This is a genomic window from Pseudoxanthomonas beigongshangi, assembly GCF_016820515.1.
In the GTDB taxonomy this organism is placed as follows: Bacteria; Pseudomonadota; Gammaproteobacteria; order Xanthomonadales; family Xanthomonadaceae; genus Pseudoxanthomonas_A; species Pseudoxanthomonas_A beigongshangi.
Map to the genome: position 1 here is coordinate 309,780 of NZ_JADHDV010000001.1, position 14,457 is coordinate 324,236.

At 67.5% G+C, this 14,457-nt stretch carries 14 protein-coding genes; 9 read left to right on the forward strand and 5 right to left on the reverse strand.

Translation table 11 applies throughout. The annotated features are described in order from the left end of the window. The first annotated feature begins 129 nt into the window (after window positions 1–129). Window positions 130–1,491: a 30S ribosomal protein S12 methylthiotransferase RimO gene (gene rimO, locus IQ458_RS01375; protein ID WP_183642436.1), complete on the forward strand. Its 1,362-nt coding sequence runs from the start codon at window positions 130–132 to the stop codon at window positions 1,489–1,491. Then, window positions 1,488–2,318, forward strand: coding sequence for a DUF3025 domain-containing protein (locus IQ458_RS01380; RefSeq protein WP_203321670.1), 831 nt, complete (start codon window positions 1,488–1,490; stop codon window positions 2,316–2,318). The genes rimO and IQ458_RS01380 overlap by 4 nt, the downstream gene beginning before the upstream one ends. On the opposite strand, the gene greB is transcribed toward IQ458_RS01380, so the two are convergent. From greB to IQ458_RS01395, 3 genes are all read right to left on the reverse strand, one after another. Continuing rightward, window positions 2,319–2,822, reverse strand: coding sequence for a transcription elongation factor GreB (gene greB, locus IQ458_RS01385; RefSeq protein WP_203321671.1), 504 nt, complete (start codon window positions 2,820–2,822; stop codon window positions 2,319–2,321). A gap of 64 nt (window positions 2,823–2,886) precedes the next feature. Further along, window positions 2,887–3,378, reverse strand: a complete 492-nt coding sequence (locus IQ458_RS01390; protein ID WP_203321672.1) for a GNAT family N-acetyltransferase — start codon at window positions 3,376–3,378, stop codon at window positions 2,887–2,889. A gap of 18 nt (window positions 3,379–3,396) precedes the next feature. Then, the gene (locus IQ458_RS01395) at window positions 3,397–4,899 is read right to left on the reverse strand and encodes a helicase HerA-like domain-containing protein (protein ID WP_203321673.1); all 1,503 of its coding nucleotides are present in this window, start codon (window positions 4,897–4,899) and stop codon (window positions 3,397–3,399) included. Between the two features lie 133 nt (window positions 4,900–5,032). Here IQ458_RS01395 and IQ458_RS01400 point away from each other — a divergent pair, with 133 nt between their 5' ends. The 3 genes from IQ458_RS01400 to IQ458_RS01410 all read left to right on the forward strand — a co-directional run bounded on the left by IQ458_RS01400 (window position 5,033) and on the right by IQ458_RS01410 (window position 8,479). Next, window positions 5,033–6,604 (forward strand): lytic transglycosylase, encoded by a 1,572-nt coding sequence (locus IQ458_RS01400; RefSeq protein ID WP_203321695.1) that lies wholly within the window; start codon window positions 5,033–5,035, stop codon window positions 6,602–6,604. 47 nt (window positions 6,605–6,651) lie between these two features. Next, window positions 6,652–7,296 carry a lysoplasmalogenase gene (locus tag IQ458_RS01405; protein WP_235996560.1) on the forward strand — a complete coding sequence of 215 codons (645 nt, stop codon included), beginning with the start codon at window positions 6,652–6,654 and terminating at the stop codon, window positions 7,294–7,296. A gap of 112 nt (window positions 7,297–7,408) precedes the next feature. Beyond that, on the forward strand, window positions 7,409–8,479 hold the full coding sequence (locus tag IQ458_RS01410) for a M50 family metallopeptidase (RefSeq protein WP_203321675.1): 1,071 nt from the start codon (window positions 7,409–7,411) through the stop codon (window positions 8,477–8,479). A 57-nt stretch (window positions 8,480–8,536) separates the two neighbouring features. Here IQ458_RS01410 and asd read toward each other — a convergent pair whose 3' ends face one another. Together asd and IQ458_RS01420 are read right to left on the reverse strand one after the other, a co-directional pair. Beyond that, window positions 8,537–9,379, reverse strand: coding sequence for an archaetidylserine decarboxylase (asd, locus tag IQ458_RS01415; RefSeq protein ID WP_203321676.1), 843 nt, complete (start codon window positions 9,377–9,379; stop codon window positions 8,537–8,539). After that, window positions 9,376–10,029, reverse strand: a complete 654-nt coding sequence (locus IQ458_RS01420; RefSeq protein WP_183642411.1) for an SCO family protein — start codon at window positions 10,027–10,029, stop codon at window positions 9,376–9,378. The genes asd and IQ458_RS01420 overlap by 4 nt, the downstream gene beginning before the upstream one ends. 126 nt (window positions 10,030–10,155) lie before the next feature. On the opposite strand from IQ458_RS01420, the gene prmB reads away from it, so the two are divergent. The 4 genes from prmB (at window position 10,156) to IQ458_RS01440 (ending at window position 14,455) form a co-directional block, all read left to right on the forward strand. Continuing rightward, a complete protein-coding gene (gene prmB, locus IQ458_RS01425) occupies window positions 10,156–11,085 on the forward strand; it encodes a 50S ribosomal protein L3 N(5)-glutamine methyltransferase (RefSeq protein WP_203321677.1) in 930 nt (309 codons plus the stop codon). Window positions 11,086–11,198: 113 nt separating this feature from the next. Beyond that, window positions 11,199–12,302 carry a chorismate synthase gene (gene aroC, locus IQ458_RS01430; RefSeq protein WP_203321678.1) on the forward strand — a complete coding sequence of 368 codons (1,104 nt, stop codon included), beginning with the start codon at window positions 11,199–11,201 and terminating at the stop codon, window positions 12,300–12,302. Then, window positions 12,295–13,329 carry a 2-hydroxyacid dehydrogenase gene (locus IQ458_RS01435; protein ID WP_203321679.1) on the forward strand — a complete coding sequence of 345 codons (1,035 nt, stop codon included), beginning with the start codon at window positions 12,295–12,297 and terminating at the stop codon, window positions 13,327–13,329. Before aroC ends, IQ458_RS01435 begins: the two co-directional genes overlap by 8 nt. A gap of 100 nt (window positions 13,330–13,429) precedes the next feature. Further along, on the forward strand, window positions 13,430–14,455 hold the full coding sequence (locus IQ458_RS01440; RefSeq protein WP_203321680.1) for an aspartate-semialdehyde dehydrogenase: 1,026 nt from the start codon (window positions 13,430–13,432) through the stop codon (window positions 14,453–14,455). Window positions 14,456–14,457: the final 2 nt, after the last annotated feature.

Sequence of the window (14,457 nt, forward strand, 5' to 3'; positions counted from 1 at the left end):
ATTGTCGCCCATCCGTCCGGACCGGCGGGTGACGGTCGCCGGATTCAGGCGCCGCGAAGGGGCGGCCGGGGCGAGGCGCTATAATCCGCGCCCCGTCGGCGTGCCGCCGTTTTCTCCGTTTCCGTCTCCATGTCCCTGCAGAACCCCAAGGTGGGCTTCGTCAGCCTCGGCTGTCCGAAAGCCCTGGTCGACTCCGAACGCATCCTCACCCAGTTGCGCGTGGAGGGTTACGACATCGTGCCCACCTACCAGGCGGCCGACGTGGTGGTGGTCAACACCTGCGGCTTCATCGACGCGGCGGTGACCGAATCGCTGGACGCGATCGGCGAGGCGCTGGCGGAAAACGGCAAGGTCATCGTCACTGGTTGCCTGGGCAAGCGCCCGGAGCAGATCCGCGAGGCGCATCCCGACGTGCTGGCGATCAGCGGCCCGCAGGACTACCAGAGCGTGATGGAGGCGGTGCACGCGGCGCTGCCGCCCAGGCACGACCCGTTCCTGGACCTGGTGCCGGACTACGGCCTGAAGCTGACCCCGCGCCACTACGCCTATCTGAAGATTTCCGAGGGCTGCAATCACCGCTGCAGCTTCTGCATCATCCCGTCGATGCGTGGCGACCTGGTCTCGCGGCCGGTCGACGAGGTGCTGCGCGAGGCCGAACGCCTGGTTCGCGGTGGGGTGAAGGAACTGCTGGTGGTGTCGCAGGACACCTCCGCCTACGGTGTCGATCTGAAGTACGCCGAGCGCGAATGGGGCGGCAAGACCTACGCCACCCGCATGAAGGCGTTGTGCGAAGGACTGTCGGAACTCGGTGCGTGGACGCGCCTGCATTACGTCTATCCGTATCCGCATGTCGACGACGTCATCCCGCTGATGGCCGAGGGCAAGGTGCTGCCGTACCTGGACATTCCGTTCCAGCACGCCAGTCCGCGCATCCTCAAGCTGATGAAGCGCCCGGGTGCGGTCGACAAGACCCTGGAACGTGTGCAGCGCTGGCGGGCGATGTGTCCGGAGCTGACCCTGCGTTCGACCTTCATCGTCGGCTTCCCCGGCGAGACCGAGGCCGAATTCGAGGCGCTGCTGGATTTCCTCGACGAGGCGCAACTGGATCGGGTGGGCGCGTTCGCCTATTCGCCGGTGGAAGGCGCGGCCGCCAACGCGTTGCCGGATCCGGTGCCGGAGGAGGTGAAGCAGGAGCGCCTGGCCCGCTTCATGGAACGGCAGGCGGCGATTTCCGCCGCGCGCCTGGAAGCCAAGATCGGCAGCGTGCAGCGTTGCCTGGTGGACCTGCTGGAAGACGGTATCGCGGTGGCGCGTTCCTCGGCGGACGCGCCGGAGATCGACGGCCTGGTGCACATCCAGAACGGCGAGGAGTTCGGGCTCAAGCCGGGCCAGTTCGTCGACGTGGAAATCACCGACAGCGACGAGCACGATCTGTTCGGCGATGCGATCGCCCAGCCGGCCGCCGGACCGATCGACCTCAAGGTGCTGTGAACGCAGCGGCGCCTGCCGCGGTTGCGGAGCGGCGCCGCTTCGTGGCCCCGGTGCGTGGCGACGTGCTGGCCGCCACCTTCACGCATCCGCTGTTCGACGATCTGGCGGCTTGTCGCGATCTGCTGCTTGCGGCCGAGTGGCCCGGCATCGACCTGCTCAACACGCGCTTGCCGCTGCCCGGACGGCATTTCATCGCCCAGGACGAGGCGCTGCTGGCCGATGGCCTGCATTACGAGGTACGCGTTGCGCAGGGACGCATCGCCACGCGTCCGGACAATTGGCACGATCTGTTCAATGCCCTGGTCTGGGCGCGTCATCCCGCGCTCAAGGCAGCGCTCAATGCGCGCCAGTGCCTGCATGTAGCGGACCGCGACGACGGCCAGCGCAACCGCGCGCAACAGGCGCTGCCCCAGTTCGATGAAAGCGGCGTGATCGTGCGGGTGCGCGAGGCATCGCTGCTCGATGCCTGGGATCGCCACGACTGGTCCGGGTTGTTCCGGGGGCATGCCGACAGCTGGCGCCGGGGCGACATCGCCGTCATCGCGGTGATCGGGCATGCCTTGCTGGAACAGGCGCTGCTGCCGGGACGTCGACTGGTTGGCAAGTGCGTGGTGGTGGCGCGGGACGCGGCGGTGGAAACGGACGTGGCGCGTGTCGTGGCGGCGATCCGGACCGGCGAAGTCCTGGAAGATCCGAGGGAACTGCGGCCATTGCCGCTGGCCGGCATCCCCGGCTGGCATCCGCAACAGGATGCCGGCTTCTACGCAGACGCAGACTATTTCCGTCCGTTGCGCGAAGGTCGCGCTTATCCGCCGCCGCTGTTCTGATCAGGCGCCATAACTGACGTCCACCACCGCGAATCGGGCCAGGCCGCCGGGCAGCTCCACCGGGAATTCGTCGTCAATGCGCTTCTTCAGCATGGCCCGCGCCAGCGGCGAGTCGATGCTGATCCAGCCGCGCGGCGCGTCGGTTTCGTCGGGACCGACGATGCGGTAGCGCGAGGTCTCTCCGCTGGCGACGTTCTCCACCTCCACCCAGGCGCCGAAGAACACCGCTTCCGGATCCGAGGGCGCGCCCTCGACCACCCGCAGGGCTTCCAGGCGCTTGCTGAGATAGCGCACCCGGCGATCGATCTCGCCCAGTTGTTTCTTGCGGTAGGTGTACTCGGCGTTCTCCGAGCGATCGCCTTCGGCGGCGGCGGCGGCCAGCGCCTTGACCACTTCCGGACGCCGGGCGCGCCACAGATCGTCCAGTTCCGCCTTCAGCCGGTCGTGGCCTTCGCGGGTGATCAGGGCGGTGCTCTTTTCGGCAGGGGGACGCCAGCGGGACATGCGGGTGGGAAAGCCTTGCGGAGGAACGTGGGGAACAGGGTAGATCGGGGCGGGGACGGCGGAATCAAGCGCGGGCCACGTTCTTCTCGTAGCGCCACACTTCCAGATCGAAGACGCCGTCCGGCGTGTCCAGGCGGTTGATCATGTTGCCCATCCGCGCCCAGCCCTGGCGGGCGTAGAAGCGCGCCGCGCGCTCGTTGCCGATGGCGCAGGCCAGCCATGCCCGCGTGACCCCGGTATCGGCGAGGCGGATTTCCGCGTCCGCCAGCAACATGGCCGCGGCGCCCGTGCCGCGCGCGGCGGCGCCCACGTACAACTGGTACATCTCATCGCCCTGGATCATGGCGAAGCCCAGCGGCTGGCCGATGGCGCCGAGCGTGCGCACCGCCGGCAATCCGTCCGCGAGGCGCCGGGCGAAGCTCGCAAGGGTGCGATGGCGGGCCAGCTCCAGCGGCAGGATCGCGGCGTGCGCGTCCTGCCAGCCGTCATGCCACAGGCGCGCCAGCGCGTCGATCTCGGTGGCGTCGGCCCGCCTCGCCTGCATGGCCAAGGACATGTCGTCGCGGTGTCGTGATCAGCGACGGCCGCCGAAGATGCTGCCCAGGATGCCGCGCACGATCTGGTTGCCCAGCTTGGTCCCGATGGTGCGGGTGGTCTGCTTGGCCATGGTCTCGATCATCCCCTGGCGACGCTTGGTGCCGAACACCGCGTCCTTGACCGCCTGGCCGAAGCCACCGGCATCAGGGTCGTCCTTCTCGGCTTTGGCGGCCGGTGCATTCGCGGTCTGCATGGCCGCGTCGGCGCGGTTGGCCAACAACTCCGCCGCCGATTCGCGATCGATGCGATTGTCGTACTTGGCGCCGACCGGGCTGCCGGCGCGTACCTGCGCCCGCTCGCTTTCGTTGATGGCGCCCATCCGGCAGCGCGGGGGCGAGATCAGGGTCTGCTGCACGGGCGAGGGCACACCCTTGTCCTGCAGGGTCGAGACCAGCGCTTCGCCGGTCCCCAGGCGCGATATCGCCTCGGCCACGTCCAGCTTGGGATTGGGCACGAAGGTCTGCGCCGCGGTCTTGACCGCCTTCTGGTCGCGCGGGGTGAACGCGCGCAGCGCGTGCTGCACGCGGTTGCCGAGTTGGCCGAGGATGTTGTCCGGCACGTCGTCGGGGAACTGCGAGCAGAAATACACGCCGACGCCCTTGGAGCGGATCAGGCGCACGACCTGCTCGATGCGCTGCTTCAGCGCGGGCGGGGCGTCGTCGAACAGCAGGTGCGCCTCGTCGAACACGAACACCAGCTTGGGTTTGTCCAGATCACCGACTTCGGGCAGGGTTTCGAACAGTTCCGACAACAGCCACAGCAGGAAGCTGGAATACAGGCGCGGCTTGAGGATCAGCTGATCCGCGGCCAGGATGTTGACCACGCCGCGGCCATCGGTCTGGGTACGCATCAGGTCCGCCAGTTCCAGCGCCGGCTCGCCGAAGAACATCTCACCGCCTTCCTGCTCCAGCCGCAGCAGGGCGCGCTGGATGGCGCCGACCGACTGCGTGCTGACCAAACCATAGCTGGTGGAGATGTCCTTGCGCTCGTCGGCGACCAGGCCGAGCAGGGCACGCAGGTCTTCCAGGTCCAGCAGCAGCAGGCCGCGGTCGTCGGCCAGCTTGAACACGATGTCCAGCACGCCGGATTGGGTGTCGTTGAGCTCCAGGATGCGCGAGAGCAGGGTGGGACCCATTTCGCTGACCGTGGTGCGCACCGGATGGCCGAGCTTTCCGTACAGATCCCAGAACACCACCGGGCTTGCGCCGGGGGCGTAGTCGGCGATGCCGATGTCGCGGGCGCGCTGGAGCACCTTCTCGTTGCCGTCGCCGGCCACCGCGAGCCCGGCGACATCGCCCTTCACGTCGGCCAGGAACACCGGCACGCCCAGCCGCGAGAAACCTTCGGCCAGGGTCATCAGGGTGACGGTCTTGCCGGTGCCGGTGGCCCCGGCCACCAGGCCGTGGCGGTTGCCGAACTTCGGCTGCAGGGTGACGGGGATGTCGTCGGTGGTGCCTTTGCCCAACAGGATCGGATCCATGAGTGCCTCGCGGTCTGGTCGGGTGATTCTAGCGATCCGGCATGTCTGCGGGCGTAATGTCGTGACGTATTCGGCTTGCCCCCGGATCCGGGCGCCGCTACCCTGCCGCGACCGTTTTCGATTGCGCGTGCTGATGTCCCTGCCGAAGTCCTTGCTGCGTCCCTGGCCCCTGCTGGCCGTTTTCCTGCCCCTCCTGGCGCTGGCCCCGGCCGCGCATGCCCAGCGGGTCTCGGCCAAGGACAAGGCCGCCATCGAAGTGCTGAACGCGCGCATGGCCGCGGCCGAGAAGCGCTACCGCGACGGGTTGGTGCTGGTGACCAACAACGACCCCAAGGGCACCGCCGAAACCGATGCCGCGCTGGAGGACATGGAGGACGTGCTGGATGCCTGCATCAAGCAGCGCGGCTGCCAGACCCACACCCTGCTGACCACCTACAAGCGCCTGCTCAAGGAGGCGTCCGACGGCGGTGGCGCGGAGGAAGAGGAAACCACCGTCGATCCGCTCGACGATGGCAGCGATCATTCCGCGGTGGCACAGGCCATCCCGGAAGCCCAGCGCGCCGCGTCGCTGCTGAACGACCAGCGCCACGCCTTCGACAAGATGGTCGAGTACAACCCGGCGGTGCAGGCGGGCATCCGCCGCTGGCTGACCGACATGCGCAGCGCGCTGATCACCAGCTACGAGAACTACCAGAACATGCGCGCGGAGATGTACCCGGACTGGGAACGCAGCAAGCTGCCGGAGGCGCTGCTGTTCGGCATCATGGCCAAGGAATCCAACGGCCGCGTGCACGCGACCTCGCGCGCCGGCGCGGCCGGCCCGTTGCAGTTCATGTACGCGACCGGCAAGCGCTTCGGCCTGGGCCCGGACGGGACCGGCTTCGACACCCGCTACGACCCGGCGTTCGCCGGCGAGGCCAGCGCCGCCTACATGAACGAGCGCATGCGCGAACTCAACAACAACATCGAGTTCGCGCTGGCCGCCTACAACGGCGGCGAGGGCCGTGCCGGGCGCGTCTACCGGCAGTACCCGGGCCGCAGCTTCTGGGATGAGGTGGTCTACAGCCAGTTCCCTGGCGAGACCCGCGACTACGTGCCGATGGTGATCGCGGCGGCGTGGCTGTTCCTGCATCCCAAGCAGTACGGACTGGAGTTCCCCAAGGTCGATGTGCACCCGGCGTCGCTGAAGCTGGCGCGCGACAGCTCGATCTACGAACTGACCATCTGCCTGGGCAACGGCGGCACCCGCGAGGGCTTCATGCGCGCGCTGCGCAACCTCAATCCGCGCTACGAGGCCGAGGCATGGATTCCGGCCGGGACGATGCTCAAGGCCAACACCCGCATCGTCAGCCTGTACAACCGCCATTGTGTCAGCGGCCCGCGCGCCGACCTGGCCCGCACGCTGGTGCGCGCCGACGTCAACGCCGCCATCAAGCGCACCGCCCTGACCGGTACGGTCGCGGTCGGCGACGTGACCCCGGTGGCCGGCGTGCCGACCACGGTCGCTTCAGGCGAACCCAAGCCCGCCGAACCCAAGGCGAAGCAGGCGCGCGAGTACCGGATCGCCAAGGGCGATACGCTGGGCCGGATCTCGCAGCGTTACCAGTGCGATCTGAAGAAGCTGGCGCGCGCCAATGGCCTGAAGGGGCCTGCCTACAACGTGCGGCCAGGCCAGTCGATCCAGCTGGAAAGTTGCAGGAAATGATCTGAAGTACCGGGGGGCGGGGAACGATGCAAAGGAATGCAATCTGGTTGTCCGCCATTGCCGTCAGCGCGGCGTTTGCCATCGTCGGCGCCGAGTCGGATGGCCTGCGCGTCCTGCACTACCTGTTCAAGCCACTGACCACGCTGCTGGTCGCGGCCATGGTGTGGCGGACCGCCGCGAACGAACACGGTTATCGGCGCGCGGTGCTGGCGGGACTGCTGCTGTCGCTGCTGGGCGATGTGTTCCTGATGCTGCCGGGAGATTGGTTTGCCTTCGGACTGGGCAGTTTCCTGCTGGCGCACCTGTGCTACCTGCGGGCGTTCCGGTTGCGCGGCGAGTGGCTCCGTCCTATTTGGCCCGTGCTCGCGTATGGCGTGATCGCCGCGACCGTCCTGGCGTACCTGTGGCCGCATCTGCCGGTGGAACTGAAGATTCCCGTGGTCGTCTATGTGGTGGCGCTGGCGGGCATGGCGGCGCAGGCGGCATGCATCTGGCGGCAGCGTCCGGACGGGGCCGCGCTCCTGGCCACGGCGGGCGGCGCCTGCTTCGTGCTCTCCGACGCCTTGCTGGCGATCGACCGCTTCGCGATGGCGATTCCCCTGGCGAGCGTATGGGTGCTGCTGGGCTATTGGGCGGCGCAGTGGCTGATTGGCGCGTCCGTGATGCCTGTTACCGACACGTCACGCAACTGAACCGGGGAATGGGATGGGGAAGGGGGATACGGGGGATACGGGGGAAAGAAGCCAGGAAATTCCTGCGGCTGCGGCGTGGTTGCTGCGTGGCGGGACCGTCCTGGCATGGTGCTTGTCGCTCGCAGGCTTCCTCGGCGCCATGGCGATTGCGGAGAGCGCCACCCGGAACTGGTTCCTGCCCGAAGTAGGCCTTGCGCTCTGTACCGTCGTCACTTGCTGGTTCCTGGCGGTCCTGATTCACGAGTCGGGACATGCGCTGGCCGCGCATCTGAAGGGCATGCGCGTCATGCGCATGCAGGCGGGCATTCTGGACGTCATCTTCCTGCGGCGTGGGTTCCGCTGGCGAATCGCCAGGCCGCCCGGTGGCCTGCACGGATATGTCCAGGCCTATCCCGATCCCGCGGCGGCGATTCGTCCAGCCATGCTGTGCATGATCGTGGGCGGGCCGTTGGCAAATCTCGCCGCCGCGATCCTGGCTGTCTTGTTGACCCGATGCGTAGAAGTGGAGCGGGAAGGATTGGTCCATGCCTTCGCCTTGATCAACGGCGTGGTGGGCATCACCAATCTCATGCCGATGGCGCGGGGGTGGGCAAGCGACGGCCTGCTGCTCTATCTATGGGGACGCCGTTCCCCCGATGAACAATCTTCGTTGCTGGCCCATTTGAGGCTGATGTCGCTTTCCGTATTCGGGACAACTTCCGATCGGTTGCCGGAGCAACTGGTCGACGATCTGGACGCGCAAGGAAGCACGGCGTCGCTCATCGCCTTGTGGATACGCATGAAGGTGTCCCAGAATCTGGGGAACTGGAAGGCAGTAGAAGCACTGGACGACCAGCTGGAGCAGATTCTGTCCGGCATGCCAGGAAAGGAGCAACGGGAAAACAAGCCGCTACTCGTACTGCTCAGACTGGAACTGGCGTTCTCCCGGGCCATGCATGAACAGCGGGCCGCTCCGCTCGGAAACCTGGTATTCGGAAAGGGCGTTGATTGGCTCGTGCCGCATCTACGCCATCGTCATGCGGCGCTGGCATCCATGCTGGCGGGGGAGTGGTCAGCTGCGGAAGCTGCCCTGCTGCGCGTGAGGCGTCATGCCGAAGCCTCCCAGGATCGTGCGTTGGCCGAAAGCGAGAACAGGATTTCCCGGCATATCCGCGCACTCGGACCCACATTCCCGAGCGGCTAACGGGCAGCGCGCGGCACCCGTCACCCCGGTTGATTGCCTCGTCCAGGCGCGGGGAAATCAGCTCCGTCTTGCCAGCGCCTGCCCCAATCGCACCGGCGATTCGGCATGCAGTTCCGGTGACAGTTCCGCCACGCCGGGTGGCAGCAGGACGATCACGGTCGAGCCGTAGTTGAACCGGGCCATCTCCTCGAAGCGGTCCAGGGTGATGCCCTGGCCGCGATAGTCCTTGCGGGTGACGCGATCCCCGTAGGCGGGAATCTCCACGCCGCTCCAGACCGTCTCCACGCCCGACACCAGCAGCGCGCCGACCATCACCGAGACCATCGGGCCGAAGTCGGTATCGAAGTGGCAGACCAGGCGCTCGTTGCGTGCGAACAGGCCCGGTACGCTGGCGACCGCGTCGGTACCGACGCTGAAAAGGCGGCCGGGCACGTGCACGGTTTCGCGCAACGTGCCGCGCCAGGGCATGTGCACCCGGTGGTAGTCGCGTGGCGACAGGTACACGGTGGCGTACAGGCCGGCGCGGAACGGTTCGGCGTCGGTGGCGTCGCCCAGCAGCTCCGAGGCGGTGAACGACTGGCCCTTGGCCTGGAAGATGCGGCCATCCTGGATCGGCCCGCACTGGCTGATGTGGCCATCGGCCGGCATCAGCAATGCGCGTGGATCCGGGGCTGCGACGCGCGCGCCCGGCTTTAGGGCGCGGGTGAAGAAGGCGTTGAAGCTTGGATAGGCACGCGCGTCGGGTTCGGCGGCTTCGGACAGATCCACGCCGAAGCGGCGCACCACCGCGTCGATCAGCCATTGCTTGATGGCCGGCGAAGTGGAGTAGGCCAGCTTGCGCGCCAGCGAAGACAGCAGGCGATGCGGCAGGACGTAGGTGAGCGCGGTGACCGGACTCATCGCGCGGCGGCCTCGGTCAGCGCCTTCATGTCGGTGGCGATTGCGTCCGGCCGGAAAGGCGGGCGGATCAGGCCGGCCAGGCGACCCTGCGGATCCAGCACCGCGATGGCCGAGGAATGATCCATCGAATAGTCGTTGGGATTCTGCTCGAAGCCCTTGCCCGGCACCTTCATGAAGACGAAGCCCAGCGACTTGGCGAAGTTCTCCAGGGTCGGCGCGTCGGCGGTCGCCGCCAGCGTGTCCGGATGGAAGGCGTGCGCGTACTCGCCGACCTTGTTGGGCGTGTCGCGCTCCGGATCCACCGACACGAACAGCACCCGCGGGCGCGTGGAATCGGGCAGGGCACGCCACTGGTTCTGCGACTGGGCCAATTCGGCCAGGGTGGTCGGGCAGACGTCGGGGCAGAACGTGAAGCCGAGGAACACCAGGGTCCAATGGCCCTTCAGTTCGCCGGAGGCCAATTGCGTACCATCGGACTGGCGCAGCGAGAATTCGGGCAGCGGGCGCGCCTGCGGGAACATCGTCACCGCCTGCGTGGCCGGCCATGCCTGGGCGGGGCGGGCGGGACCGAAGAACTTCTGCGCGGCCAGCAGGCCCAGGCCGGCGGCCAGCGCCAGCAGCAGGATGATCCCGAACTTCTTGTTGAACATGGCGGGTCTCGCGGAAGGGCCGGCGTGGCCGCGGTTTCGGGGCTTGCCGGCGGACCCGACATGATACCGGCGCAGCGCCTATAATCGGGAACCGGACCCCACCGGCCATTTCCCCGCCTTAACGCCATGACTGCCGACGCAGCCGCAGAACTGCACACCCTCATCGACCTGATCCGTTACGGCGCCAGCCGTTTCAACGAGGCCGGCCTGACCTTCGGCCACAGCTACGACAACGCCCTCGATGAGGCGACCCACCTGGTGCTGCACACGCTGCATCTGCCGCCGGATCTGGGCCCGGCCTATGGCCAGGCGCGGGTCACCAGTGCCGAGAAGGCGGAAATCCTGGCGCTGTTCAGGCGCCGCGTGGAGGAACGCGTGCCGGTGGCCTACCTGACCGGCGAGGCTTGGTTCGCCGGCCTGAGCTTCAAGAGCGACGCGCGCGCGCTGGTGCCGCGCTCGCCGATCGCCGAATTGATCGAATCCGGTTTCGAGCCCTGGCTGGGCGGACGCGAGGTCAACCATGCGCTGGACCTGTGCACCGGTTCCGGCTGCATCGCCATCGCCATGGGCCACTACAACCCCGACTGGCAGGTCGATGGCGTCGACATCAGCGACGACGCGCTGGCGCTGGCCGCCGAGAACAAGGCGCGCCTGCATGCGGACAACGTGCAACTGGTGAAGTCGGATCTGTTCGCCGGCCTCGGTGGTCGCCACTACGACCTGATCGTCACCAATCCACCCTATGTCACCAACGACGAGACCGACGCGCTGCCGAAGGAATATTCCTTCGAGCCGGAACTCGGCCTGCGCGCCGGCGACGACGGCCTGGATCTGGTGTTGAAGATCCTGCGCGACGCACCACTGCACCTGAGCCAGGAAGGCCTGCTGATCTGCGAGGTCGGCGAATCAGAGCACGCGCTTGTGAAGCTGCTGCCGGACGTCGAATTCGCCTGGATCGAATTCAAGGTCGGGCAGATGGGTATCTTCGCGGTGGAATGCGCGGAACTGATCCGGCACAACAAGCACATCCGTGCGCTGGCGGACGCGCGAAAATGAAAACCCTTTCCGATGGCCGCGCGCCATCCCGAAGGTAACGCCGGGCCTGCTCGGCGAGCACGTCCGGTTTGCCGGAACAGCGGAGCGAGCTCCGCTCTACATGAGACATCGCCTTGAGTAGCAACAGTTTCGGAAAACTCCTCACCGTCACCACGTTCGGCGAATCGCACGGACCGGCGATCGGCTGCGTGCTCGACGGCTGTCCGCCGGGGCTGGCGATCGCGCCGGAGGAATTCCGCCATGACCTGGAGCGCCGTGCGACCGGCAAGAGCCGGCACACCTCGGCGCGGCGCGAGGCCGACGACGTGGAAATCCTCAGCGGCGTCTACGAGGGCCTGACCACCGGCACGCCGATCGCGCTGCTCATCCGCAATACCGATCAGCGCAGCAAGGACTACGCCAACATCGCCAGCCAGTTCCGTCCCGGCCATGCCGACTATGCCTATTGGCAGAAGTACGGCATCCGGGATCCGCGCGGCGGCGGGCGTTCCTCGGCGCGCGAAACGACCATGCGCGTCGCTGCCGGTGTCATCGCCAAGAAGTGGCTGGCGCAGCGCCATGGCGTGACGGTGCGCGGCTATCTGTCGCAACTGGGACCGATCACGCCGGAAGGCTTCGACTGGAGCGTGGTCGAGGACAACCCGTTCTTCTGGCCGCATGCGGCGCAGGTGCCCGAACTGGAAAGCTACATGGACGCGCTGCGCAAGTCCGGCGATTCGATCGGTGCGCGCGTGAATGTGGTCGCCGACGGCGTGCCGCCGGGCTGGGGCGAACCCATCTACGGCAAGCTCGACGGGGATCTGGCCGCCGCGCTGATGAGCATCAACGCGGTCAAGGGCGTGGAAATCGGCGACGGCTTCGCGGCGGTCACCCAGAAGGGCACCGAGCACCGCGATGAGATGACTCCGCAAGGCTTCCTCTCCAACCACGCCGGCGGCATCCTCGGCGGCATCTCGACCGGCCAGCAGGTCACCGCCTCGATCGTGCTCAAGCCCACCTCCAGCCTGCGCCTGCCCGGCCGCACGGTGAATGTGGACGGCCAGCCGGTGGACGTGATCACCACCGGTCGCCACGATCCCTGCGTGGGCATCCGCGCCACGCCGATCGCCGAGGCGATGATGGCGCTGGTGCTGATGGACCACGCCTTGCGCCACCGCGCCCAGTGCGGCGACGTTGGCGACGTGCCGCCCCGGGTACCGGGACAAGCAGATGGCTGAATCCCGCCGCCGCGTCTGGGTCTCGCAGCCGCTGTTCGATGACGTCATCGGACGGCTGGGCGAGTACTTCGACGTGCACGGGACCACCGAGGTTCAGGCGTACACGGCCGCGCAGATCGCCGCGCACCTGCGCGAGGCGGACGGCGCCGTGGTCACGCTCAACGAACGCATCGGCGCGGCCGAGATCGCGGAGGCGCCGCGGCTGAAGGCCGTCGCCAACGTTGGCGTCGGCTACAACAATCTCGACATTCCCGCGCTGGAAGCGGCCGGCATCGTGGCGACCAACACACCGGACGTATTGACCGAGACCACCGCCGATTTCGGTTTCGCCCTGCTGATGGCCACCGCCCGCCGCATCACCGAGGCCGAGCGCTGGCTGCGCGAGGGCCAATGGCGGCAATGGTCGTTCAGCAGCATGCTCGGCGTGGATCTGCACGGCAGTACGCTGGGCATCCTCGGCATGGGCCGGATCGGGCAGGGCATCGCCCGCCGCGCGGCGGGTTTCGGCATGCGCGTGCACTACCACAACCGCCATCGCGTCGATGCCGCGATCGAGCGCGAGTGCCGCGCCGAGTACGTCGATTTCGACACACTGCTGACCGGCTCCGATCATCTCGTGCTGGTGCTGCCGTATTCGCCGGCCGTCCACCATCTGATCGACGCGGCCGCGCTGGCGAAGATGAAGCCGACCGCGACGCTGGTGAACATCGCCCGTGGTGGCCTGGTCGACGAGTTGGCGCTGGCGCAGGCGTTGTCGCAGGGCCGCCTGGCCGCGGCCGGGCTGGATGTCTACGAGGGCGAGCCGGAGGTTCGCCCGGAACTGCTCGCGCTGCGCAACGTGGTGCTGACGCCCCACATCGCCAGCGCGAGCCTGGCGACGCGGCGTGCGATGGTCGGCCTGGCGGTGGACAATCTCATCGCCGCGCTGGGCGAAGGCCCGGACGCCGGTCGTCCCGCCACCCCGGTCAATCCGGGCGTGCTGGCAATCGCCGGCGGCAACCGCAAAACCACCGCGATTAAACGATAGGGAGCCTCTGGCCTTCCCGGAGGTTCCCCGAACACAGCCCCCCATTGCTGTCCGCTGTCTTCCGCATCCCTATCTTCATCACTTTCGCGAATCCCATTCCATGAGCAATCAGAACCGCAGTTTCAACGTCGCCGTCGTGGGCGCCACCGGTGCCGTCGGCGAAACCATGCTGTCCATCCTCGCCGAGCGCGATTTCCCCGTCGGCAAGCTGGTGGCGCTGGCCTCCGAGCGTTCGGCCGGCGGCGAGGTCGAGTTCAACGGCCAGAAGATCACCATCCAGGATCTGGCCACGTTCGATCCGGCCGGCATCGACATCGCCCTGTTCTCCGCCGGTGGCGGCGTGTCCAAGGAATACGCGCCGAAGTTCGCCGCCGCGGGCGCGGTGGTGATCGACAACTCCTCGGCCTTCCGCTACGACGACGACGTGCCGCTGGTGGTCAGCGAGGTCAACCCGGAACAGGTGCAGAACCGTCCGCGCGGCATCATCGCCAATCCCAACTGCTCGACCATGCAGATGCTGGTCGCGCTGGCGCCGATCCACCGCAAGGCCGGCATCGAGCGCATCAACGTGGCGACCTATCAATCGGTGTCCGGCGGTGGCCGTTCGGCGCTGGAGGAACTGGGCCGCCAGACCGGCGCGCTGCTGAACTTCCAGGATCCGGATCCGCAGCGCTTCCCGGTCCAGATCGCCTTCAACCTGATTCCGCACATCGACGAATTCCTCGACAACGGCTTCACCAAGGAGGAAATGAAGCTCGTCTGGGAGACCCGCAAGATCCTCGGCGACGACAGCATCCAGGTGAATCCGACCGCGGTGCGGGTGCCGGTGTTCTACGGCCACTCCGAGGCGGTCAACGTCGAGACCAGGGTCAAGCTGAGCGCCGCGGAAGCCCGTGCGCTGCTGGAGAACGCCCCGGGCGTGGAAGTGGTGGACGACCGCTCGCCCGGCGGCTATCCGACCCCGGTCACGCACGCCTCCGGCACCGATCCGGTCTATGTCGGCCGCATCCGCGAGGACCTGTCGCATCCGCGCGGCCTGAACCTGTGGATCGTCGCGGACAACATCCGCAAGGGCGCGGCCCTGAACGCCGTGCAGCTGGCGGAACTGGTGGCGAAAAACGGTTGAAC

Coding starts and splice junctions, on each gene's coding strand:
- rimO (WP_183642436.1), top strand. CDS start 130: ATGTCCCTGCAGAACCCCAAGGTGGGCTTCGTCAGCCTCGGCTGTCCG.
- greB (WP_203321671.1), bottom strand. CDS start 2,822: ATGTCCCGCTGGCGTCCCCCTGCCGAAAAGAGCACCGCCCTGATCACC.
- IQ458_RS01390 (WP_203321672.1), bottom strand. CDS start 3,378: ATGTCCTTGGCCATGCAGGCGAGGCGGGCCGACGCCACCGAGATCGAC.
- IQ458_RS01395 (WP_203321673.1), bottom strand. CDS start 4,899: ATGGATCCGATCCTGTTGGGCAAAGGCACCACCGACGACATCCCCGTC.
- IQ458_RS01400 (WP_203321695.1), top strand. CDS start 5,033: ATGTCCCTGCCGAAGTCCTTGCTGCGTCCCTGGCCCCTGCTGGCCGTT.
- asd (WP_203321676.1), bottom strand. CDS start 9,379: ATGAGTCCGGTCACCGCGCTCACCTACGTCCTGCCGCATCGCCTGCTG.
- IQ458_RS01420 (WP_183642411.1), bottom strand. CDS start 10,029: ATGTTCAACAAGAAGTTCGGGATCATCCTGCTGCTGGCGCTGGCCGCC.
- prmB (WP_203321677.1), top strand. CDS start 10,156: ATGACTGCCGACGCAGCCGCAGAACTGCACACCCTCATCGACCTGATC.
- IQ458_RS01435 (WP_203321679.1), top strand. CDS start 12,295: ATGGCTGAATCCCGCCGCCGCGTCTGGGTCTCGCAGCCGCTGTTCGAT.
- IQ458_RS01440 (WP_203321680.1), top strand. CDS start 13,430: ATGAGCAATCAGAACCGCAGTTTCAACGTCGCCGTCGTGGGCGCCACC.